Source organism: Xylophilus sp. Leaf220 (assembly GCF_001421705.1).
Taxonomy (GTDB): domain Bacteria; phylum Pseudomonadota; class Gammaproteobacteria; order Burkholderiales; family Burkholderiaceae_C; genus Xylophilus.
This window is the reverse complement of the sequence record NZ_LMKO01000001.1, coordinates 968,555-990,259: the sequence shown is the minus strand read 5'-3', so window position 1 is coordinate 990,259 and position 21,705 is coordinate 968,555. Positions and strand designations below refer to the sequence as shown.

The 21,705-nt window shown below is 68.8% G+C and carries 22 protein-coding genes and 1 riboswitch; of the genes, 15 read left to right on the top strand and 7 right to left on the bottom strand.

What is annotated here, in order from left to right:
• Position 1: 1 nt before the first annotated feature.
• Complete coding sequence (locus ASE76_RS04525; RefSeq protein ID WP_055835191.1) at positions 2 to 1,642, bottom strand: peptide chain release factor 3; 1,641 nt, start codon at positions 1,640 to 1,642, stop codon at positions 2 to 4.
• A gap of 282 nt (positions 1,643 to 1,924) precedes the next feature.
• Between ASE76_RS04525 and ASE76_RS04520 the strand changes: the two genes are divergently transcribed.
• Entirely contained in the window at positions 1,925 to 3,475 is a 1,551-nt protein-coding gene (locus ASE76_RS04520; protein ID WP_055835188.1) for a glycosyltransferase family 39 protein, read from the top strand.
• A gap of 68 nt (positions 3,476 to 3,543) precedes the next feature.
• Here the strand turns inward: ASE76_RS04520 and ASE76_RS04515 are convergent, their stop codons facing one another.
• Entirely contained in the window at positions 3,544 to 4,209 is a 666-nt protein-coding gene (locus ASE76_RS04515; protein WP_055835185.1) for a hypothetical protein, read from the bottom strand.
• 105 nt (positions 4,210 to 4,314) lie between these two features.
• Positions 4,315 to 4,388: riboswitch (S-adenosyl-L-homocysteine riboswitch) on the top strand.
• Between the two features lie 70 nt (positions 4,389 to 4,458).
• Here ASE76_RS04515 and ahcY point away from each other — a divergent pair.
• The 5 genes from ahcY (at position 4,459) to ASE76_RS04490 (ending at position 9,440) form a co-directional block, all read left to right on the top strand.
• Positions 4,459 to 5,898, top strand: coding sequence for an adenosylhomocysteinase (gene ahcY / locus ASE76_RS04510; RefSeq protein WP_055835182.1), 1,440 nt, complete (start codon positions 4,459 to 4,461; stop codon positions 5,896 to 5,898).
• A gap of 129 nt (positions 5,899 to 6,027) precedes the next feature.
• Positions 6,028 to 6,846, top strand: a complete 819-nt coding sequence (locus ASE76_RS04505; protein WP_055835179.1) for a TlyA family RNA methyltransferase — start codon at positions 6,028 to 6,030, stop codon at positions 6,844 to 6,846.
• A complete protein-coding gene (metF, locus tag ASE76_RS04500) occupies positions 6,843 to 7,721 on the top strand; it encodes a methylenetetrahydrofolate reductase [NAD(P)H] (RefSeq protein ID WP_055835175.1) in 879 nt (292 codons plus the stop codon). The genes ASE76_RS04505 and metF overlap by 4 nt, the downstream gene beginning before the upstream one ends.
• Positions 7,718 to 8,311 carry a septal ring lytic transglycosylase RlpA family protein gene (locus ASE76_RS04495; protein WP_168389211.1) on the top strand — a complete coding sequence of 198 codons (594 nt, stop codon included), beginning with the start codon at positions 7,718 to 7,720 and terminating at the stop codon, positions 8,309 to 8,311. The genes metF and ASE76_RS04495 overlap by 4 nt, the downstream gene beginning before the upstream one ends.
• A 79-nt stretch (positions 8,312 to 8,390) precedes the next feature.
• Positions 8,391 to 9,440: a porin gene (locus ASE76_RS04490; protein WP_055835172.1), complete on the top strand. Its 1,050-nt coding sequence runs from the start codon at positions 8,391 to 8,393 to the stop codon at positions 9,438 to 9,440.
• A gap of 70 nt (positions 9,441 to 9,510) precedes the next feature.
• On the opposite strand, the gene ASE76_RS04485 is transcribed toward ASE76_RS04490, so the two are convergent.
• A complete protein-coding gene (locus tag ASE76_RS04485; RefSeq protein ID WP_055835169.1) occupies positions 9,511 to 10,416 on the bottom strand; it encodes a 23S rRNA (adenine(2030)-N(6))-methyltransferase RlmJ in 906 nt (301 codons plus the stop codon).
• A 180-nt stretch (positions 10,417 to 10,596) separates the two neighbouring features.
• Between ASE76_RS04485 and rplM the strand changes: the two genes are divergently transcribed.
• The 4 genes from rplM (at position 10,597) to mdtD (ending at position 13,525) form a co-directional block, all read left to right on the top strand.
• Positions 10,597 to 11,040, top strand: a complete 444-nt coding sequence (rplM, locus tag ASE76_RS04480) for a 50S ribosomal protein L13 (protein ID WP_055835166.1) — start codon at positions 10,597 to 10,599, stop codon at positions 11,038 to 11,040.
• Positions 11,037 to 11,429 carry a 30S ribosomal protein S9 gene (gene rpsI / locus ASE76_RS04475; RefSeq protein WP_055835163.1) on the top strand — a complete coding sequence of 131 codons (393 nt, stop codon included), beginning with the start codon at positions 11,037 to 11,039 and terminating at the stop codon, positions 11,427 to 11,429. Before rplM ends, rpsI begins: the two co-directional genes overlap by 4 nt.
• Before the next feature lie 184 nt (positions 11,430 to 11,613).
• A complete protein-coding gene (erpA, locus tag ASE76_RS04470; RefSeq protein WP_055835160.1) occupies positions 11,614 to 11,979 on the top strand; it encodes an iron-sulfur cluster insertion protein ErpA in 366 nt (121 codons plus the stop codon).
• Between the two features lie 97 nt (positions 11,980 to 12,076).
• Entirely contained in the window at positions 12,077 to 13,525 is a 1,449-nt protein-coding gene (gene mdtD, locus ASE76_RS04465; RefSeq protein WP_055835157.1) for a multidrug transporter subunit MdtD, read from the top strand.
• Positions 13,526 to 13,543: 18 nt separating this feature from the next.
• Here the strand turns inward: mdtD and ASE76_RS04460 are convergent, their stop codons facing one another.
• Together ASE76_RS04460 and ASE76_RS04455 are read right to left on the bottom strand one after the other, a co-directional pair.
• Positions 13,544 to 14,677: an anhydro-N-acetylmuramic acid kinase gene (locus tag ASE76_RS04460; protein WP_055835154.1), complete on the bottom strand. Its 1,134-nt coding sequence runs from the start codon at positions 14,675 to 14,677 to the stop codon at positions 13,544 to 13,546.
• Positions 14,678 to 14,911: 234 nt separating this feature from the next.
• Positions 14,912 to 16,249 carry a M23 family metallopeptidase gene (locus ASE76_RS04455; protein WP_055835151.1) on the bottom strand — a complete coding sequence of 446 codons (1,338 nt, stop codon included), beginning with the start codon at positions 16,247 to 16,249 and terminating at the stop codon, positions 14,912 to 14,914.
• Positions 16,250 to 16,462: 213 nt separating this feature from the next.
• On the opposite strand from ASE76_RS04455, the gene tyrS reads away from it, so the two are divergent.
• Positions 16,463 to 17,695, top strand: a complete 1,233-nt coding sequence (gene tyrS / locus ASE76_RS04450) for a tyrosine--tRNA ligase (protein ID WP_055835149.1) — start codon at positions 16,463 to 16,465, stop codon at positions 17,693 to 17,695.
• Positions 17,696 to 17,717: 22 nt separating this feature from the next.
• On the opposite strand, the gene ASE76_RS04445 is transcribed toward tyrS, so the two are convergent.
• The gene (locus ASE76_RS04445; RefSeq protein ID WP_055835147.1) at positions 17,718 to 18,710 is read right to left on the bottom strand and encodes a LysR substrate-binding domain-containing protein; all 993 of its coding nucleotides are present in this window, start codon (positions 18,708 to 18,710) and stop codon (positions 17,718 to 17,720) included.
• A gap of 117 nt (positions 18,711 to 18,827) precedes the next feature.
• Here ASE76_RS04445 and ASE76_RS19875 point away from each other — a divergent pair, with 117 nt between their 5' ends.
• Entirely contained in the window at positions 18,828 to 19,262 is a 435-nt protein-coding gene (locus ASE76_RS19875; protein ID WP_168389210.1) for a DUF2917 domain-containing protein, read from the top strand.
• A 43-nt stretch (positions 19,263 to 19,305) separates the two neighbouring features.
• On the opposite strand, the gene ASE76_RS04435 is transcribed toward ASE76_RS19875, so the two are convergent.
• The gene (locus ASE76_RS04435) at positions 19,306 to 19,698 is read right to left on the bottom strand and encodes a BLUF domain-containing protein (RefSeq protein WP_055835143.1); all 393 of its coding nucleotides are present in this window, start codon (positions 19,696 to 19,698) and stop codon (positions 19,306 to 19,308) included.
• Between the two features lie 90 nt (positions 19,699 to 19,788).
• Between ASE76_RS04435 and ASE76_RS04430 the strand changes: the two genes are divergently transcribed.
• The 3 genes from ASE76_RS04430 (at position 19,789) to ASE76_RS04420 (ending at position 21,684) form a co-directional block, all read left to right on the top strand.
• Positions 19,789 to 20,550, top strand: coding sequence for a Crp/Fnr family transcriptional regulator (locus ASE76_RS04430; RefSeq protein WP_236698321.1), 762 nt, complete (start codon positions 19,789 to 19,791; stop codon positions 20,548 to 20,550).
• Positions 20,551 to 20,765: 215 nt separating this feature from the next.
• Entirely contained in the window at positions 20,766 to 21,113 is a 348-nt protein-coding gene (locus tag ASE76_RS04425) for a hypothetical protein (protein ID WP_055835136.1), read from the top strand.
• A 49-nt stretch (positions 21,114 to 21,162) separates the two neighbouring features.
• Positions 21,163 to 21,684: a pyridoxamine 5'-phosphate oxidase family protein gene (locus ASE76_RS04420; protein ID WP_055835133.1), complete on the top strand. Its 522-nt coding sequence runs from the start codon at positions 21,163 to 21,165 to the stop codon at positions 21,682 to 21,684.
• The last annotated feature ends 21 nt before the right edge of the window (positions 21,685 to 21,705 follow it).

Here is a 21,705-nt window from a genome sequence, read left to right as displayed (position 1 = left end):
CTTATCCTGCTGCTTGCAATGCCAGGCCCGCATGCTCGCGCAGCGGATGGAAATGGATCTTCGGAAACCGCTCCTGCGCCAGCCGTACGTCGTAGGGCGAGGTGCAGAGGTAGGCGAGGGTGTCGGCCGCGTCGTGCGCCATGCGCAGCGGGTAGGCGTCGGTGAAGGCGCGCAGTTCCTGCGGCGTGTCGGCGGTGATCCAGCGGGCGCCGGTGTACTGGCAGCCTTCCAGCCGGATGTCGGCGTCGTACTCGGCCTTGAGTCGGTGCTGCACCACCTCGAACTGCAGCTGCCCCACGGCGCCCAGGAGCATCGCGCCGCCGGAATCGGGCTTGAACACCTGGATCGCGCCTTCCTCGCCCAGCTGGGCCAGGCCCTGCTGCAGTTGCTTGGTGCGCAGCGGGTTCTTCAGGATGACCGTCATGAACAGCTCGGGCGCGAAGAAGGGCAGGCCGGTGAACATCAGGTTGGCACCGTCGGTGATGGTGTCGCCCAGCTGCACGCCGCCGTGGGTGGTGAAGCCGATGATGTCGCCGGCGTAGGCCTCGTCCACCGCCTCGCGGCGCTGGCTCATGAAGGTCACGACGGAGGTGGGCCGCAGTTCCTTGGCGGTGCGCTGCACCTTGAGCTTCATGCCCGGCGTGTACTTGCCCGAGGCCATGCGCACGAAGGCGATGCGGTCGCGGTGGTTCGCGTCCATGTTGGCCTGCACCTTGAACACGACGCCCGCGAAATCCTTGTCGGCGGGCTGGATCTCCTGCGTCACCGGCTGGCGGTTGACGACGACGGTGCTGGTGCGCGACTGGGGCTGCGGCGCCAGGTCGACCAAGGCGTCCAGCACTTCCATCACCCCGAAGTTGTTGACGCCCGAGCCGAAGAACACCGGCGTCTGCTTGCCCGCCAGGAAGGCCTCGCGGTCCCAGGTGGGCGAGGCGCCGGTGGCCAGCTCCATGCTTTCCATGGAAGCGTCCCACTCGCTGCCGAAGCGCTCGCGCAGCGCTGCCTGCTCGGTCAGCGGCACCGTCTCGAAATCCTGCGGCAACCGCTCGCTGCCCGATTCGAACACCGTCATCGCCTGGGTGCGCAGGTTGACGATGCCGCCGAAGCCGCGGCCCTGGCCCACCGGCCAGGTCATCGGCACGCAGGGCATGCCCAGCTCGCGCTCGATCTCGTCGAGGATGTCGAGCGGCTCGCGCACCTCGCGGTCCATCTTGTTGACGAAGGTGATGATCGGCGTGTCGCGCTGGCGGCAGACCTCGATCAGCCGGCGTGTCTGCGCCTCCACGCCGTTGGCCGCATCGATCACCATCAGCGCCGAGTCGACCGCGGTCAGCACCCGGTAGGTGTCTTCCGAGAAATCCTTGTGGCCCGGCGTGTCGAGCAGGTTGATCACGTGGTCGCGGTAGAGCATCTGCATCACCGACGAGGCCACCGAGATGCCGCGCTGCTTCTCGATCTCCATCCAGTCCGAGGTGGCGTGCCGGCTGGCCTTGCGCGCCTTGACCGAGCCGGCGATCTGGATCGCGCCCGAGAACAGCAGCAGCTTCTCGGTCAGCGTGGTCTTGCCGGCGTCCGGGTGGGAAATGATGGCGAAGGTGCGGCGGCGGCGGGTTTCGGCGATGAAGTCGGGGGAGGTAGCCACGGAGAATCCACTCAGAAAACATGCGGCCCGCAGGATGCGGACGGTGTGCAAACCCGAGATTGTCGCCTGCATGCCGCAGGCGGTGGCCGAAATCGGACATCGACTGCAGGCACGCGAACGCTACAGGCAGAATACGGCGTCTGTATTCGGGTGTAACCGCTCGGTGCGATGCCCCGTTCCGCCTGCCGAACCGGTCGGCACCGCAGCAAACGACCAGAGGCATCGCATCGGCGACGAGGCGGTTCAGCCACCCGACCCATCCATCGCAACGTTCAGAAAAGCATGCCGAGTCACAGCATCCAGGGAGAGGCCGCGCGCCCCACGCCGGCCATCGGCCTCGGAATCATCCTCCTGTTGATCCTGGCGGGCGCGCTATTGCGCTTCCACGGCATCGGTTCCTTCAGCCTGTGGGAAGACGAGTTGTTCTCCGTGGCCACCGCCACGCAGTCGGGCCCGTGGTACGGCCCGCTGGTGCCGGGCAAGACCATGGAACAACTCCAGCTGGCCGACAGCTTCTGGACCTGGAGGCTGGCCGATCCGCATCCGCCGCTGTTCGACATGCTGCTGGTGCCGTGGATCTCGCTGTTCGGCACCTCGGACTTCGCCATTCGCAGCATCAGCGCGGTGTTCGGCGTGGTGACGATGCTGTCGGTGTTCGCGCTGCCGCGCAGCATCGCCTGGCAGCCACGCGCCGTCTACGTCGCGCTGCTGGCAGCGTCGGGCGGCTTGTTGATCTACAGCCAGGACGCGCGGGGCTATTCGCTGGGCGCCTGTCTGGCGGCCTGGATGTTCGCCTGCATGCTGCGCCAGATGGAGGACGATGCTGCAAGCATCCGAGCGGGCCGTCCGTGGGCGGTGCTGCTGGTGCTGGGCGGATTGCTCGGGCTGACGCACTACTACGGACTGGTGATGGTGGCCAGCATCGCCGCCATCATGACGCTGCAGGTGCGCAGCAAGCGCGCGTTCCTGGGGGCCTCGGTACGGTGGTTTCTGGCCGTGGTGCCGGTGTTGGTCTACATGGGCCTGGGCTGGATGGGCATCATGATGAAGCTCCGTGCGGCACCGCCCAAGTCCCTGTCGTGGGCGATGACGTTCAAGCGCAATACCCTCGAATCGCTGCGCAACGTTGATCCCAGCAAGGTGGTGAGCAACGCCGGGTTCTGGATCTTCATGCTGCTGGCGGTGGTGGGAGTGGTGATCTTCCTGCGCATGCGGCGCCGGCAGCACCGGCTGGCGCCGGCGGCGGGGGCGCTGGGGGCGGTGCTGGTGCTTTTCTACCTGGTGCTGGTGCTGGCGACGCGCCGTGCGGAGTTCTTCTCGCCGCGCTACGTGATCTTCATGGTGCCGGGCTGCCTGCTGCTGGTAGCGATGTTCACGACGGTCAAAGGCTGGCCCCGGGTGGTCAGCCTGCTGGTGGCCCTGGTGATGATTCCCCTGGGCATCCAGGTGTGGCAGAACTCGCCCCGCCCGCAGAACGGCGGCAACTGGCGCGGCGCGGCCGAGCTCGTTGCCAGCAACTTCCGACCCGGCGACATCATCGTCGTGCCGCTGTACGACCCGACGATGCGCTCGCACTTCCAGCACTACCTGCGCAACCACATTCCGCAGGACCAACTGGACGAGCGCCTGCTCACCATCGTCAAGCCCGAGGACATTGCGTCCCGCGTCGCAGCGCTCGGCCCCACGCCCGGGCGCGTGATCGTGTTCAGCCACTTCGTCTTCATGAGCAAGTTCAAGACGGCCGTCGAAGAGCTGAAGACCGTGGGATGCCGTCCCGCGGACGTGCATTGGGTAGGCGCCCTGCTGGTCGAGGTGATGCCGTGCGGGCCCTGAGAGGCCGCGCCGCATGACCGTCGCCAGCGGAGAAAAGACAGAGGCGCCGGGTCGGGTGCCGTGTCTTCCTACATCGGCGGCGCGAACCCGTTGCGGCCGACGTTCACCCGGAGCGCGACCGGCTGACCGTCCTTCAGCTGCGCGTTGACCAGCACCTTGGCGCCCGGCACCAGCAACGCCTTCTCGTCGGCGTTGCCGGGCTTGAAGGTGACGACCGGCACGTCGGCCGGCACGATCACCGTCTTCTCGCCGCCCTTGTACTGCAGCACCAGCTGCTGGCCGCCCGGCACCGTCTTGGGGGCGGCCGCCTTGCCCGACACGGTGGCGTTGGTCATCGTGCTCTCGGGCATCAGGTCCCAGGGAAAATGGCCTTCGGCGGTGCCGCGCGCGGCTTCGGGGAACACCACCACTTCCAGTGCGCGCTGGCTGCCGTCGGGCTGCGGCACCGCGGCGGTGCCGATATAGCTGCCCGGCTGGATCGCCGACAGCTTGATCGGATACACCTCCGAGATCGGCATGGCGGGCGCGCGCGCCAGCGTGACGACCTCGCCGCCGCGCTCCTTCAGCGTCAGGGTGCCGGCATCGACCCGGACCAGCGTGCCGCGCAGGCGCACCGGCTTCTCGGCGATGGAGGGCGTGGGCATCGCGGGGGCCTGGGCCTGTGCGGCGGCGCCGACGAGTGCCAGTACCGCGAGGGCGCTGGCCGACAGGAGACGGGAGAGTGGGGCGTGCATGGGAGTCTTTCGGGTGGAGCCCGCCGCGGGCGGAGATGCCGGGAGGGCCGCGGCGACAGTCTAGCCAGACTGGCCGGGCCGCGCGCGGCTGCGCTAAAATCCGCCCTTTCCGAGGAGCGTTGCAGCGCCGCCCAGGCGTGAGGCTCGGAATCATCCATCCGCAACGACGCTCGCCCACGCCCGTGTGCCTGAGCGTTTCCGTTACGCGCAGCCGGCGTGGTCATCAGAACTTCTCTTCTGGAGCCGACCATGAATGCACCCCTCAACCCCGCAACGCTGGCCTCTGCCGACCAGGCCATCGCCGACATCACCCTGGCGGCCTGGGGCCGCAAGGAAACCCGCATCGCCGAGACCGAGATGCCCGGCCTGATGGCCATCCGCGAGGAATTCTCGAAGGCGCAGCCGCTCAAGGGCGCCCGTATCACCGGCTCGATCCACATGACGATCCAGACCGCGGTGCTGATCGAGACGCTGCAGGCGCTCGGCGCCCAGGTGCGCTGGGCCTCGTGCAATATCTTCTCCACCCAGGACCACGCCGCCGCCGCCATCGCCGCCGCCGGCACGCCGGTGTTCGCCGTCAAGGGCGAGACGCTGGCCGACTACTGGGACTACACCCACCGCATCTTCGAGTTCGGCCCCAAGGGCAGCGCGGGCGAAGGCCCCAACATGATCCTGGACGACGGCGGCGACGCGACGCTGCTGATGCACCTGGGCCAGCGCGCCGAGAAGGACCTGTCGGTCCTGGCCAACCCGACCAGCGAAGAAGAACGCATCCTGTACGCCGCGATCAAGGCCAAGATCGCCGAGGACGGCACCTGGTACACCCGCAAGGCCGCCGAGATCATCGGCGTGACCGAGGAAACCACCACCGGCGTGCACCGCCTCAACGAGATGTCCGCCAAGGGCACGCTGCAGTTCCGCGCGATCAACGTCAACGACTCGGTCACCAAGAGCAAGTTCGACAACCTGTACGGCTGCCGCGAATCGCTGGTCGACGGCATCAAGCGCGCCACCGACGTGATGATCGCCGGCAAGGTCGCGGTCGTGGCTGGTTATGGCGACGTGGGCAAGGGCTCGGCCCAGGCGCTGCGCGCGCTGTCGGCCCAGGTCTGGGTCACCGAGATCGACCCGATCAACGCCCTGCAGGCCGCGATGGAAGGCTACAAGGTCGTGACGATGGAGTACGCCGCCGACAAGGCCGACATCTTCGTGACCACCACCGGCAACAAGGACGTGATCCGCCACGAGCACATGGCCGCGATGAAGGACCAGGCCATCGTCTGCAACATCGGCCACTTCGACAACGAGATCGACGTCGCGTCGATCGAGAAGTACGAGTGGGAAGAGATCAAGCCGCAGGTCGACCACATCACCTTCCCCGACGGCAAGAAGATCATCCTGCTGGCCAAGGGCCGCCTGGTGAACCTGGGCTGCGGCACCGGCCACCCGAGCTTCGTGATGTCGTCCTCGTTCGCCAACCAGACGATCGCCCAGATCGAGCTGTTCACCAAGCCCGACGCATACCAGGCCGGCAAGGTCTACGTGCTGCCGAAGCACCTGGACGAGAAGGTCGCCCGCCTGCACCTGAAGAAGGTCGGCGCGGTGCTGACCGAACTGACCGACACCCAGGCGGCCTATATCGGCGTCGACAAGAACGGTCCGTACAAGCCCGACACCTACAGGTACTAAGCAAACCCCAGGCTGCGCACTTCGTGTCTTCGCCAACCCCCTTGCAGGGGGCGGTACCGGTGGGCCGGCGGAGCCGGACCCACGGTACCCCTCGGTTTGACGGGCGCCGGTTTCGGCGCGGGGACGGCTGTGCGCGCTGACCAGTTGCTGGTCGGCCGCGGGCTGGCGGCGTCGCGGTCGCAGGCGCAGCGGCTGATCGCGGGCGGTCTGCGCTGGCGGCTGGGGCCGGGGAGCGCCTGGCGCACGGTGGGCAAGAACGGCGACGAGGTGCCGGAGGCGGCGGAGGTCGAACTGGCCGACGCGGCCGAGGCGCGCTATGTCTCCCGCGGCGGCTTGAAGCTGGAGGGCGCCCTGCGCGCTGCCGGCGTCGATCCTGCCGGTCGGGCCTGCCTGGACGTGGGCCAGTCCACCGGCGGCTTCACCGACTGCCTGCTCCAGCACGGCGCGGCGTGCGTATTGGGCTTGGACGTGGGGCACGGCCAGCTGCATCCGCGGCTGCGCGACGACCCGCGGGTGCTGTGCGTCGAGGGCTGCAATGCGCGGGAACTCGATGCCGAGCGGCTGGCGGATTTGCAGGCCGATGCTATTAAATCGATAGCTGATGGCCGGCATCGCGCGCCGGCTACAGCCCTTTTTTCCACGGAATTCTCGTTGGTGGTGGGCGACCTGTCGTTCATCTCGCTCACGCTGGTCTTGCCGGCCCTGGTGCCGCTGCTGTCTGCCGGCGGCGACTTGCTGATGCTGGTCAAGCCGCAGTTCGAGCTGCAGCCGGGCCAGGTCGGCAAGGGCGGCATCGTGCGCGACGCCGCGCTGTTCGGCGTGGTCGAGGCGCGGCTGCGCGCGGCATGCGCCGACCGCGGCCTGCAGGTGATCGGCTGGCACGACAGCCCGATTGCCGGCGGCGACGGCAACCGGGAATTCTTCATCCATGCAAGGAGGGCGGCATGACCGCATCCCCCGAGTCGACCTCGTCCGTGGACGCCGGCCCCGCCGCGCTGCCGGTGAGCTTCGAATTCTTTCCCACCAAGACGCCCGAGGGCGCCGTCAAGCTGCGCGCGGTGCGCCAGGCGCTCTACGCCCGCGGGCCGGAGTTCTGCTCGGTCACCTACGGCGCCGGCGGCTCGACGCAGGAGGGCACTTTCACCACCGTACGCGAGATCCTGGCCGAAGGGGTGGATGCCGCATCGCACTTCTCCTGCGTCGGCGCCACCCGCGCCTCGGTGCGGGCCGAGCTGGCCGAACTGGCCGCGATGGGCGTCAAGCGCATCGTCGCGCTGCGCGGCGACCTGCCGAGCGGCTACGGCGCCGGCGGCGAGTTCTCGTACGCGAGCGACCTGGTCGCCTTCATCCGGGCCGAGACGGGCAGTGCCTTCCACATTGAAGTGGCCGCCTACCCCGAGGTGCATCCGCAGGCCCGTTCGCCCCAGGCCGACCTGCAGGCCTACGCCGCCAAGGTGCGGGCCGGTGCCGACGCGGCGATCACCCAGTACTTCTACAGCGCCGACGCGTACTTCCGTTTCCTGGACGACACCCGGGCGCTGGGCGTCGACGTGCCGGTGGTGCCGGGCATCATGCCCATCACCAGCTCGTCGCAGCTGCTGCGCTTCTCGGACGCCTGCGGCGCCGAGATCCCGCGCTGGATCCGGCTGCGGCTGCAGGCCTTCGGCGACGACACCGCCAGCATCCGCGCCTTCGGGCTCGACGTGGTGACCGGCCTGTGCGAACGGCTGCGGGCCGGTGGCGCACCGGCGCTGCATTTCTACACGATGAACCAGTCGGCCGCGACCCTGGCGCTGCTCGACCGACTGCTGCCGGCCGCATGACCGGCGGCGGTGCGGCAGGGCGGGGCGCCCGGGGCATCGGCTGGGCGGCGGGGCTGCTGGCGGCGCTGCTGGCGAGCGGCTGCGCGCCGCTGCCGGCGAACCGCGGCGCCGACGAGGTGGCGCTGGCGCCCGACGGCGAGACCGAGTTCATGCTGCGTCCGCTGGTGCGCCTGCGCAGCGTGCCGGTCGAGGCGCCGGCCTCGGGCGTGGCGCTGGTCACGGTGGAGCGGACCGACGACGAGCCCGATCCCGACGACGATCCCGAGGCCGGCGAGGAACTGGGCCGCGGCGGCGCCTCCTGGTACGGCATCCGCTTCCACAACCGCCGCACCGCCAGCGGCGAGCGCTTCGACATGGGCGCGCTGACCGCGGCGCACCGCACCTTGCCCTTCGGCGCCATGGTCTGCGTGCGTAGCCTGGTCAACGGCAAGCAGGTGGTGGTCCGGGTGACCGACCGGGGCCCAGGATCGCCGCAGCGCATCATCGACCTGAGCCGGGCCGCGGCCGAGGCGCTCGACATGCTCGGCACCGGGATCAAGCAGGTGGCGCTGTCGAAGCCGTCCTCGGTCACCGGGCGCTGCGTCCGCTAGCCGGCATATACCACTGCCGCGGGCATGGGTTTTGCGTTACAGGCGGTTTACACCCCCCTGACTACGAGGAAACCCTTCCATGAACAAGACCCTGATTGCAATTGGTGCATGCCTGGCCTGTGTCGGTGCGGCGCAGGCCCAGAGTACGGTGACGCTGGCCGGTCTGATGGACGCCTACGCCGGGTCGATGCGGATGGCGGGCGACGCCGGTCGCCGGGCGGTGGTGGGCAGCGGCGGCATGACCACCTCGTGGATCGGCTTCAGCGGCACCGAGGACCTGGGCGGCGGCCTGAAGGCCAGCTTCAAGATCACTTCTTTCCTGCAGACCGACACCGGAACGCCGGGCCGGTTCACCAACGATCCGTTCTTCTCGCGCGACGCGAGCGTCGGCCTGTCGGGCGCCTTCGGCGCGGCGCAACTCGGCCGGGGCATCGCCCCCAACTTCCTGCCCTCGATCCTGTTCAACCCGTTCGGCGATTCGTTCACCTTCTCGCCGCTGATCCTGCACAAGAACGTGGGCCTGTTCAACGGCACCGGCTGGGCCGCGACCACCCCGTCGGACACCGGCTGGAACAACCAGATCACCTACACCACGCCCAAGTTCGGTGGCCTGATCGGCAATCTGCACTACCAGTTCGGCGAGCAGACCGGCTCCAACGACAACCGCAAGAACGTCGGCCTCAACGCGATCTTCCAGCAGGGCCCGATCGGCCTGACCGCCTACTACGAGCGCGACCAGATCTCCAACCCGATCAGCGCGCTGCTGACCGCCGGCACCCCGGCCCGGCCCGACACCCGCAAGGACTGGATGCTGGGCGGCTCGTACGACGCCGGCTTCGTCAAGGGCTACCTGACCTACGGCCAGGGCAAGTCCGACGTCACCAGCCTCGAATCGAAGACGGTGCAGGTGGGCGCCTCCGCGCCGATCGGAGCCGGCCAGCTGCTGGCGTCGGTGGCCCGCACCGAACTCAACAACACGGTGGGCCAGCCGACCCGCACCACGGCCACGGTCGGCTACGACTACTTCCTCTCGAAGCGCACCGATCTCTACGCCAACCTGATGAACGACCGCCTCACCTCGTACAAGAACGGCACCTCGCTCGGCGTCGGCATGCGCCACCGCTTCTGAGCGCGGTGACGCGCCATGCAAAAAGGCTTCGCGGATGCGAAGCCTTTTTGCTTTCGAACGCCGTGCCGCCTCAGCTGCCGCCGGATTCCAGGCTCGACGCCGCGAACCGGTCCTGCCCCAGGGCCGCCACCATCTGCGGCAGGGCCGCCGCCAGCGCGGGCTTGAGGGTGAAGGGCGGGTTGATGACGAACATGCCGCTGGCCGGCAGGCCCGGGCGCTCGACCGAGGTGCCGGTGGCCGCCGCCACGCCCGCGCCGACGATCTTGGCCGACTTCACCGTCAGGGTGGCGTGCAGCCAGGGCTTGCCGGCCTGCGTCGCCATGGTGCGCAGACGGCGCGGCAGGTCGTGCGCCTCGGGTCGCGCGATCAGCGGGTACCAGACCGCGTAGGTGCCGGTGGCGAAGCGCTTGAGCCCGTCGGCCACCAGGTTCAGCACCCGGGCGTAGTCCTGCTTGATCTCGTAGCTGGGGTCGCAGAAGAGCAGGGCGCGGCGCGAAGGCGGCGGCAGGAATTTGCGCACCGCCTCGAAACCGTCCTCGCGCATCACCGCGATCTGCCGGCCGGCTTCCAGCTGGGCGATGTTGCCGTCGAGCGTCTTGGCGTCGGTCGGGTGCAGCTCGAACAGCTTCAGGCGGTCGTGCGGGCGCAGCAGGTGTTCCACGACGAAGGGCGAGCCGGGGTAGACCTTGGTCGTGTTGCCGGAATTGAAGCTCTTGACGAGGTCCAGGTAGGCCTGCAGGGCGGGGGCGGGTTCCGCAGGCAGGTTGCCCAGCAGCCGCAAGATGCCCTCGGCCGCCTCGCCGCTCTTGGCGGCGTAGTCGCCGTCGAGCCGGTAGAGGCCGGCGCCGGCGTGGGTGTCGAGCACGGTCAGGGCCGCTTCTTTTTGCAGCAGGTAGTCGAGGATGGCGACCAGCGTCGTGTGCTTGAGCACGTCGGCGTGGTTTCCCGCGTGGAAGGCGTGGCGGTAGCTGAACATAGGCCCTGATGGTAAGCGGCTTGTGGAGGAAGGCGGAAACTTCCTATAATGGAAGGCTTCGCAGCGCTCGATCGGCCCCGCGGCGAAGCGGCGCGCAGGTGCCGTCTCCCACCTAAGAGGTTTCCTTCAGAGAAACACCGACCGTGGAAAAGGGCTATCCACACTCGAAAGCTAACAGCAATGTCTACATTCAGCGCAAAACCCGCTGACGTGGTGCACGAGTGGTTTGTGATTGACGCGACCGACAAGGTCCTCGGCCGGGTAGCCAGCGAAGTTGCCCTCCGTCTGCGCGGCAAGCACAAAGCCATTTATACGCCTCACGTCGATACCGGCGATTTCATCGTCATCGTCAACGCCGCCCGCCTCAAGGTGACCGGCGCCAAGTCGATCGACAAGGTGTACTACCGCCACTCCGGCTATCCCGGCGGCATCACCGCCACCAACTTCCGCGACATGCAGGCCAAGCACCCCGGCCGCGCACTCGAAAAGGCTGTCAAGGGCATGCTGCCCAAGGGCCCGCTCGGCTACGCCATGATCAAGAAGCTCAAGGTCTACGGTGGCGCAGAGCACCCGCATACCGCCCAGCAGCCGAAAGTCCTCGAACTCCCTGGAGCGACGAAATGATTGGTGAATGGAACAACGGCACCGGCCGTCGCAAGTCCAGCGTCGCCCGCGTGTTTCTGAAAAAAGGCACCGGCAAGATCACGGTCAACGGCAAGGACGTACAGGAGTACTTCGGCCGCGAGACCTCGATCATGATCGCCAAGCAGCCGCTCGTCCTGACCAACCACGTCGAAACCTTCGACGTGATGATCAACGTGCACGGCGGCGGCGAATCCGGCCAGGCCGGCGCGGCCCGCCACGGCATCACCCGTGCCCTGATCGACTACGACGCGACGCTCAAGCCCGCACTGAGCCAGGCCGGCTTCGTGACCCGCGATGCGCGCGAAGTGGAACGCAAGAAGGTCGGTCTGCACTCCGCACGCCGCCGCAAGCAGTTCTCGAAGCGTTGATCCGCTTTGCCTGGGCACGGCGACCTGTCGCGGTGCCCGGTCTGGAAGAAGCCGCCTTCGGGCGGTTTTTTTCATGGGCGCATCGCCCTGCCGCCTGTGCCGGCAATCTTTCCCTTCCAGCTTGAAATGCCGCGTTGCGATAGCATCTCTGGCTTGCGTACCGCACATCCCACCGGAGTCCACCATGAGCGCAGTTGCCGAATCCCTCCCGACCGAAATGCCGTCGCCGATCCTGTTCACCGACAGCGCAGCCGCCAAGGTGGCCGACCTGATCGCGGAAGAGGGCAATCCCGACCTGAAGCTGCGGGTCTTCGTCCAGGGCGGCGGATGCTCGGGTTTCCAGTACGGCTTCACCTTCGACGAGATCACCAACGAAGACGACACCACGATGAGCAAGAACGGCGTGTCGCTGCTGATCGACGCGATGAGTTACCAGTACCTGCTCGGTGCCGAGATCGACTACAAGGAAGACCTCCAGGGCGCGCAGTTCGTGATCAAGAACCCGAACGCCACGACCACCTGCGGTTGCGGCTCCAGCTTCTCGGTCTGATCCGCCCGCGCCGCGTGCATCCCGAGCCGGGTCCACGCCGCCACCAGCCGCCTCCGGGCGGCTTTTTCTTTGCCGCGCCGCTGTCCTGTCCGAATCCATGAGCCCCGTCGCCCCCGCCCCGGCCGTCGCCGATTCCCGTTCGCCCCTGCTCTGGCTGGTGGCCATCGGGTTCTTCATGCAGACGCTGGACGCCACCATCGTCAATACCGCGCTGCCCTCGATGGCGGCCAGCCTGGGCGAGAGCCCGCTGCGGATGCAGTCGGTGATCATCGTCTACTCGCTGGCGATGGCGCTGCTGATCCCGGCCTCGGGCTGGATGGCCGACCGGTTCGGCACCCGGCGGGTGTTCTTCTGCGCGATCGTGCTGTTCGCGCTCGGCTCGCTGCTGTGCGCGCTGTCGCAGAACCTGACCCAGCTGGTCGCGTCGCGGGTGCTGCAGGGCCTGGGCGGGGCCCTGCTGCTGCCGGTGGGCCGGCTGTCGGTGCTGCGGGCCTTCCCGCGCGACCAGTTCCTGCGGGCGATGGGCTTCGTGGCGGTGCCGGGGTTGATCGGCCCGCTGATCGGGCCGACCCTGGGCGGCTGGCTGGTGCAGTACGCCTCGTGGCACTGGATTTTCCTGATCAACCTGCCGGTGGCGCTGGTGGGCTGCATCGCCACGCTGCGCTACATGCCCGACGGCCGGGCGCAGGCGCTGTCGCGCTTCGATGTCGCCGGCTACGGACTGCTGGCCTTCGGCATGGCGGCCCTGTCGCTGTCGCTCGACGGCCTGTCGGAGCTGGGGCTGCGCCAGGCGACGGTGGTGCTGCTGCTGATGCTGGGCCTGGTGAGCCTCGCGTCGTACTGGCTGCACGCCCTGCGGCGGCCCGATCCGCTGTTCGCGCCCGCGCTGTTCGCCGTCGCATCGCTGCGGGTGGGGCTGCTGGGCAACCTGTTCGCCCGCATCGGCAGCAGCTGCATGCCCTTCCTGATCCCGCTGCTGCTGCAGGTGGCGATGGGCTACACGCCGGCGCAGGCCGGGATGATGCTGCTGCCGGTGGCGCTGGCCGGCATGGCGGCCAAGCCGGCCGTGACCCGCCTGGTGGTGCGCTACGGCTACCGGCAGGTGCTGATCGTCAACACCCTGCTGGTCGGCCTGGCGATGGCCAGCTTCGCCCTGGCCTCGCCCGACCAGCCGGTGTGGCTGCGGGTCGTCCAGCTGGCCTGCTTCGGCGCGGTGAACTCGATGCAGTTCACCGCGATGAACACCGTCACGCTGAAGGACCTGGACGGCGGCATGGCCAGCAGCGGCAACAGCCTGCTGTCGATGGTGCAGATGCTGGCCATGGGCCTGGGGGTGGCCGCGGCGGGTGCGGTGCTGGCCGGCTTCAGCGGCTATTTCGGCCACGCCGAAGGCACAGCGCATGCGCTGCCGGCCTTTCGTGCCACCTTCCTCACCATGGGGCTGATGACGATGGCCGCATCGATCGTGTTCTGGCAACTGGCGCCCGACGCCCAGGGGGCCCGGGTGAAGGCCCGGCCGGTGGAGACCGACGCGGTCGACCACTGAGAGGGTGCGAGAAGCGCGTCAGGCGGTGTACAGGGCGCCCAGCACGCGGGGCCCGGCGGCCCCGGTGACGGCCGGCAGGTTGCCGGGCCGGCGCTCCATCCACCGCTGGGCCAGCCAGGCGAAGGCGGTGGCTTCCACCTGCAGGGGCGGCAGGCCGAACGGTGCCGACGACACGACCCGCATCCCGGGCAGCGCCCGCGCCAGCCCGGCCATCAGGGCGCCGTTGAAGGCGCCGCCGCCGCATACGATCAGGTCGGCGCTCTCTTTTCCATAGCGGTTGGCCGAGGCCGCGCACGCCTGGACGGTCAATTCGGCCAGGGTCGCCTGCACGTCGACCGGGTCCGCTTCCGGGTGGCGTATCAGGTGCTCCTCCAGCCAGGCCGGGTTGAACAGGTCGCGGCCGGTGCTGCGGGGCGGCGGCAGGTCGAAGAAGGGGGTGGCCAGCAGGTCGGCCAGCAGCGCGGGCAGCACGCGGCCGGTCATGCCCCAGGCGCCGTCGGCGTCGAAGGGCAGGCCCTGGTGGCGCTGGCACCAGTGGTCGAGCATCGCGTTGCCGGGCCCGCAGTCGAAGCCGGTGGTGGCACCGCCCCGGTCGCCGGCGGCCAGCAGGCTGATGTTGGCGATACCGCCCAGGTTGAGCACGGCCACCGCCGCATCCGGACGGCCGAACCAGCGCCGGTGGAAGGCCGGCACCAGCGGCGCGCCCTGGCCGCCGGCCGCCACGTCGCGGCTGCGGAAGTCGGCCACCACGTCGATGCCGGTGCGCTCGGCCAGCAGCGCCGGGTTCTGCAGCTGCAGGGTATAGCCGGTGCCGTCGAAGGCCTGCGGCTGGTGGCGCACCGTCTGGCCGTGGGCGCCGATCGCCCGCACGTCGGACGCGGCCAGTCCGCCCGCGCCGAGCAGCCGCAGCACCACATCGGCATAGAGGCCCGTCAGCGCATTGGCGGCCAGCGCGGCACGGTGCAGTTCGTCGGGACCGGAGGTGTTGAGCGCCATCAGCTCCCGGCGCAGCGGCGCGGGCATGTCCACCGCGGTGTGGTGCAGCACCTGGGCCGGCCGCGCGTCGTCGGTGGGCAGGCGCACCAGCACGCCGTCGACCCCGTCCATCGAGGTGCCGGACATCAGGCCAATGTAGAGAGAGTCGGTGGTCATGGACTGTGCGGGTAGGCCGTCGGGGCTGTGGAGGTGGACGGCCCAGCATAGCGCGCCGCCCGCCCGCCGCGCACCTGGCCGCGTGCGGCCCCGCGTCCACCGGCCCGCCAAAGAAAACGCCGCCCGAAGGCGGCGGATGGGCCGAAAGCCCGATGTGCTATGGAAGTAATAGCTGGAGGCCGTCTTTCCACGCCGGCCACAGCCACTTTTCGCCCTGCAGGCGCTCCCGCGCCTTCAGTCGGCGCTGGCCAAACTGGTCTGGTTGGCGGTCTGCAGCTGGATGCGCATCGAGGCGGCGATCCGGTCGAACGCCGGGCGGGCCGCGGCGGTCAGCTGGGTCGACTCGCTCTGGCGGGCCATCGCCATCGGGTCCTGCTGCACGCCGTTGACGCGGAATTCGAAATGCAGGTGCGGGCCGGTCGCCCAGCCGGTCTGGCCGACCAGGCCGACCGTCTGGCCCTGCGTGACCGACTGGCCGCGGGCCACGTTGATCTTGCTCAGGTGGGCGTAGACGGTGACGTGCTCGTTGCGGTGGCGCACGAACACCACGTTGCCGTAGCCGTTCTGCACGCCGGCGAACTCGACCGTGCCGTCGCCCACGGTGCGTACCGTTGTGCCGGTCGGCGCGGCGAAATCGGTGCCCAGGTGGGCGCGCCATTCCTGCAGGATCGGGTGGAAGCGGTTGCTGAAGCCGCTGGAGACGCGGGTGAATTCCAGCGGAGCGCTCAGGAACGCGCGGTTCAGGCCCTGGCCGTCGAGCGTGTAGTAGGCGCCCTTCTCGCGGGGCGGCTGGAACCACATCGCCTCGAACGACTTGCCGTCGTTGACGAATTCGGCGCTCAGCACCCGGCCGGCGCGCAGCATCTCGCCGTCGGCCTCGATGGTTTCGTAGACGACCGTGAACCGGTCGCCCTTGCGCAGGCTGCGGCGGAAGTCGATGCTGCTGGAGAAGATCTCGGCGACCTGGTAGGCGACCGATTCCGGGATGCCCGCCGTGTCGGTGGAGGCGAGCAGCGAGCTCTGGATGACGCCGCTGGCGAGCCGGCTCGACACGGTGGTCGGCGCGCTCTCGATGCGGCTGGCGAAGCCGTCGGCCTGCTTCTCGATCACCAGGCGCTGGAACTGCTCGGCGTCGTTGGCGCTCCAGCGCACCGTCAGCCGCAGCAGGGCATGGTCGTCCGACGCCTCGGCCGTCACCACCCGGCCGACACGGCCCAGCAGGGCCTGGCGCGCCTTGTCGTCGGCCCGCAGGAAGACCGCGGCAGCCCGGTCGTCCACGCCCAGGCGCTGCAGCAGGCTGTCGGCGGTGTCGGTGGAGCGGGTGGTCTCGGTCCGGTAGAGGCGCATCGCATGCACGCCGGAATCGGTGAGCGCGGTGTTGACGGCCAGCGGCTCCACGGAATGCAGGACCTGTCTGACGGGCAGATCCGACGGATCGGGTGCCAGGTTTGCCACGGCGAAGGCGCCGCCGCCGCCGCAGAGCAGCAGGGTGCCGATCAGGGCGGTGACACGTTTCGGATGCTGTCGGATGCTATGGGCGACACGGAAGACGAAGGCTTCCCCGATGGCCATGAAACCAGGATTCAAAGGTTTATTCCCCAGAAGAAATTCGCGCAAGGCAGGCAGTGCGGCATCCGGGGACGCAGGCATCGGGCCTTGTTCTTGGGAGGTGTTCTTTGCACGCCTCGGTGGGACCGGGTGCAAAAAGCAGGCCACCTAAAATCGGGTGGCGGGCTGCTGGCGAGTATAGCGGCGCACCGGACCCTGGCCTTCTACAAAACCCTTATGAATCAATCTGCCGTTACAACGTATCCCGTGACCGATCGTGTAGGACGAGCGCTCGACATATCGTTGCGAGGCGCCGACGAGTTGCTTCCCCGACACGAATGGCAGCACAAACTTGCGCGATCGGAGGCCACCGGCGTGCCGCTGCGGATCAAATTGGGCCTGGACCCGACGGCGCCCGACATCCACATCGGCCACACGGTGGTGCTCAACAAGATGCGCCAGCTGCAGGACCTGGGCCACCAGGTGATCTTCCTGATCGGCGATTTCACCAGCCTGATCGGCGATCCGTCGGGCCGCAACAGCACCCGGCCGCCGCTCACGCCCGAGCAGATCAAGGCCAACGCCGAGACCTACTACCGCCAGGCCAGCATGGTGCTGGACCCGGCCCGCACCGAGATCCGCTACAACAGCGAATGGAGCGAGCCGCTGGGCGCCACCGGCATGATCCAGCTGGCCGCCAAGTACACCGTGGCCCGGATGATGGAGCGCGACGATTTCCACAAGCGCTTCACCGGCGGCCAGTCGATCAGCGTGCACGAGTTCCTGTACCCGCTGATGCAGGGCTACGACTCGGTCGCCCTCCGGTCCGACCTGGAGCTCGGCGGCACCGACCAGAAGTTCAACCTGCTGATGGGCCGCCACCTGCAGCAGGAGTACGGCCAGGAGCCGCAGTGCGTGCTGACGATGCCGCTGCTGGTGGGGCTCGACGGCGTCGACAAGATGTCGAAGTCGAAGAACAACTACATCGGCATCGCCGAGCCGGCCAACACCATGTTCGCCAAGGTGCTGTCGATCTCGGACACGCTGATGTGGGACTGGTTCACCCTGCTGTCGTTCAAGTCGCTGGAGGAGATCGCCGCGCTGAAGGCCGAAGTGGCCGGCGGGCGCAACCCGAAGGAGGCGAAGGTGATGCTGGCCAAGGAGATCACCGCACGCTTCCACAGCGCGGCCGATGCCGACGCGGCCGAGGCCGATTTCGCCAACCGCAGCAAGGGCGGCGTGCCCGACGACATTCCCGAGGTGCTGCTGGCCGGCGCGCCGCTCGGCATCGGCGCGTTGCTCAAGCAGGCGAACCTGGCCGCCTCCGGCAGCGAGGCCCACCGTCTGGTCGACGGCGGCGGCGTGCGGGTCGACGGCAGCGTGGTCAGCGACAAGGGCCTGAAGCTGGCCGCCGGAACCTACGTGGTGCAGGTGGGCAAGCGCAAGTTCGCGAAGGTGGTGCTGGGCTGACCGCCTGCCGGCAGCAGGTGCGTCAATCGGCGTGGGCGTCCAGGTCGGTGTCCTGGCCGTCGCCGATCGTGCCGCGGGTGACGGCCGCCTCGCTGCGGATCCACTCGACCAGGGCCTGCACTTCCGACCGCTGCCGGCTGCGCGGGCCCACCAGCAGCCAGTAGGCCAGCGGCGACCCGAGCCGGTGGCCCGGCAGGATCTCCACCAGGTCGCCGTTGGCCAGGCTGTCGGCCACCATCGGCATGCGGGCCAGCGCCACGCCCTGGCCGGCCAGGGCCGCCTGGGCGATCTGGTGGGCGTAGTTGAAGTACAGCCAGCGCCGCGGCTCGAGCCGCTGCACGCCGTGGGCATGGCTCCAGCGGTGCCAACTCAGCCACTCGTTATGGTGGGAGCGGTACAGGTCGCCCGCCTCGATCAGGGTGAAGCGGTTCACGTCGGCGGGCTTCTTCAGCGGTTCGCCGCTCTGCAGCAGCCAGGGGCTCGCCACGACCGACAACTGCTCGCCGAACAGCCGCTCGGCGCTGGCCAGCACCCGCGAGGGCAGGGTGTAGCGCAGGGCCACGTCGACGTCGGTGGTGTCCATGTCGACCGGCACGTCGGTCGCGTCGATGCGGATGTCGATGTCGGGGTGGGCCCGCTGGAAGGCCTCCAGCCGTGGGATCAGCCACATCGACGCGAACGACGCCCAGGTGCTGATCGCCACGCTGCGCCTCCCGGCCGTCTGCCGGATCTGCCGCACCGCGCCGTCGATGCCGTACATGCCGGGCTGCAGCGCCCGCAGCAACTGGGCGCCGGCGCCGGTCAGCTCCACCGCCCGGGTGTGGCGCAGGAACAGCGGCACGCCCACGTCGTCCTCCAGCCCCTGGATCTGGCGGCTCACCGCCGACTGGGTGAGCGACAACTCCTCGGCCGCCGCGCGGAAATTGAGGTGCCGCGCCACCGCCTCGAACGCGCGCAGGTGGCCCATGCCGACGGGGCGGGTGCGAAGCGGGGCCTGCGGGGCGTTCTGGGACATGGCGCGATCCTGGTATTGATGCCCGAATCGTATCAATCGGAACGCACGATTTCATTGGACGCTGCGGCGTGCTGCTCCGACCATCGAACCCATCCAGACAGCCAACGAAAGCCCGCCATGCACCGCCCAACCATGCTCAGGAAGCAACAATGCCAGACCGTGGACGCCGGTCGCGCGGTAGCGATCCGCACGGCGTGCGCGGGCGTGCTGCGGATCCGTTCCGGCGGCGCCTGGATCACCCGCGACGGCGGCGGTCATCCGTGCGGTGGGCCGGGGCCGCGGGGCGGCGACTGGTTCCTGGCGCCAGGCGACGGCTTTCCGTTGCCGCGCGGCGGAAGGATCGTGCTGGAGCCGCGGTCGTCCGGGGAACCGGTGGCGTTCGACTGGTCGCCCTCCCGGGGTGCCGCCGGTGATGTCGCCCTGCAGGCCGCCCAGGTCGCCCGCCAGTGGCGCCGGGTGCGTCGCGCGGGCTGGCGGTTCGGCGGCGCACTCGTGGCGCTGGCCGCCGGCCTGGTGCGCTGGCGGCCGGGGCCTGCGGCCCGGCAGTGCTGACGGCCGAACCGCCCGTCCGTCGCCGGAGCTCTCTCGTGACTTCTCAGTCGAGATCGAGCGTGGGCAGCAACTGCTCGAAATAGTCCCACGCGGCCGGACCGCGCAGGCTGCTCAGGTGGGCGATCACCGCCTCGGTATCGGTGGTGGCGTAGCCCAGGCTGAAACGCTCGAACCGGCGTGCCGGCATTTCGCCCTGGTGCAGCATCTGGAACCCGCCGTGGCGTGTATCCCGGCGGATGCGCTCGGTGCAGTGCGCAATCGCCTCGGCATCGCCCTCGAGGTACTGGCAGAAGTTGATGCCGTCGAAGACCAGGATGCCGGTGATGCCGGCCTTCAGGTTGTACCGCCGGGCGCTGCCGAGGATGGCCGCCACGGCGGTGACGGGCGTGTCGGGCGACAGGGTGCTGGTGTAGAGGATGTGGTGAATATCTGTCATAAAACACAGTAGTCCGCGCAGTGTAGGCAGTGCGCAGCCGGTGCGCCATGTCAAAAGACACAGCGGGCCGCTCGTAAGATGCGTGCCACCGTGACGACACCCGACTTCGCCGCCCCGACGGCATGCCCGCCGACCTGTACCGCCTGCGGCCTCCGCACCACCGGCGCCTTCTCGCCCGCGACGCAGGAGCAGCTGCTTTTCCTGGAATCGTTCCGCGTCGGCACCCGGCCGATGGCAGCCGGCCAGCAGATCATCCCGGAGAACCGGCTGGGCACCCAGCTGTTCACCCTCTACGACGGCTGGGCGATGCGCTACAAGACGCTCAGCGATGGGCGCCGTCAGATCCTCAACTTCCTGCTGCCGGGCGATTTCATCGGATTGCAGCAGGAACTGACCGACAACGCCACCCACGGCGTCGAGGCGCTGACCGACGTGCTCCTCTGCGTCTTCCCACGCGACCGGTTGTGGGAGTTCTACCAGCAGGATCCGCGGCTCGGCTATGCCCTCACCTGGCTCAGTGCCAGCCAGGAGCGGATCGTGGACGAGAACCTGCTCACCAACGGCCGCCGCAACGCGACCGAGCGGGTGGCCATGCTGCTGGTGCAGCTCTACCGCCGGGCCGAGCGCCTGGGCCTGGCGGCCGACGGCAGTATCGCCTTTCCGTTCACCCAGCAGCACCTGGCCGACGCGCTGGGCCTGTCGCTGGTCCATACCAACAAGACCCTGCGGCGGCTGGCGCAGCTCGGCCTGCATGTGATCCGCAGCGGGCGGCTGCACATGGTCGATCCCCGCGGTCTGGAGACCATGGCCGACTACTACGACAGGCCGCTGGGCAACGTGCCGTTGATCTAGTGGTCGCGCAGCGGGCCCCGGCGGGGCCGCTATCGATTTCGTAGCTGGAAGTCGGCGTACCGCGCCGGCTGCGGGCCTGCACCGCTCGCATTTTGACCCTGTAGGCAGATGCTGACGCACGGGCCTGTCGCCGGACGACACCTCGGTGGCATGCGTGTCCATAAGCTCAAATGCTCTGCCGATGCATCGCACGGCAGCTTGTCCAGGGGCTTCACATGAACCAATCCATCGCATCTTTCGGCGCCAACCGTCAAGTCCGCGGCGCAGGCGCTCACCGCTTCGGCGGCCGCCTCCAGCAACAGCAGCAACAGCAGGTTCCGCCGGTACGGCGGCTGCAGCAGCAGCAGGGCTCGACCGACTTCCAACCCTTCTCGCAGGACGGCGACGGTCAGCCGGTCCACCGCCCGGCGCCCGCGCACCAAAGCGACAAGCCGGCAGCGTCCAAGGACGGCAGGCACGGCGGCCATGGCGGCACCCCGGTCGGCCGCCTGAAGAACGGCACCGACACGCCCGGCGAGACCAAGTCGTACATCGACGAAGCCAGCATGAACGTGGACGCCTGACGCGTCCTCTTCCCTCCGACCTCCATTTCAGCGCCTGGCGCCATCCCCCATGAAGATCGAACCGCAGAAGAATCCCGGCATGCAGAAGGTCGCCGACCTGATCGACGACATCGGCCCCGGCATGCTCACCACGCACGATGCGCACGGCGCCCTGACCAGCCGCCCGATGATGCCGCTGCAGATCGACGCGGCCGGCAGTCTCTGGTTCTTCACCCGCCCATCGCCCGAGAAGCAGGCCAAGTCGGGCGAACTGAACGTCGCCTTCGCCAAGCAGAGCAGCGCCAGCTACGTGTCGGTGACCGGCAGTTCCGAAATCGTCTACGACCGCGCCAAGATTGACGAGCTGTGGTTGCCGATGGCCAAGCCGTGGTTTCCCGACGGCAAGGAAGATCCGTCGCTCGCGCTGCTTCGGGTCGACGTGGAGACGGCGGAATACTGGGATGCCAACTCCAGCAGCATGGTGCGGCTGATCTCGATGGCGGCCGCTGCCATCGCCGGCAAGACGCCGGACCTGGGCGAGAACGCCACGGTGCGCAACACGCCAGGCGCGCCCACCGTCGAATCGCGCTAAGGCAGCTTCTCGGCTAGAACC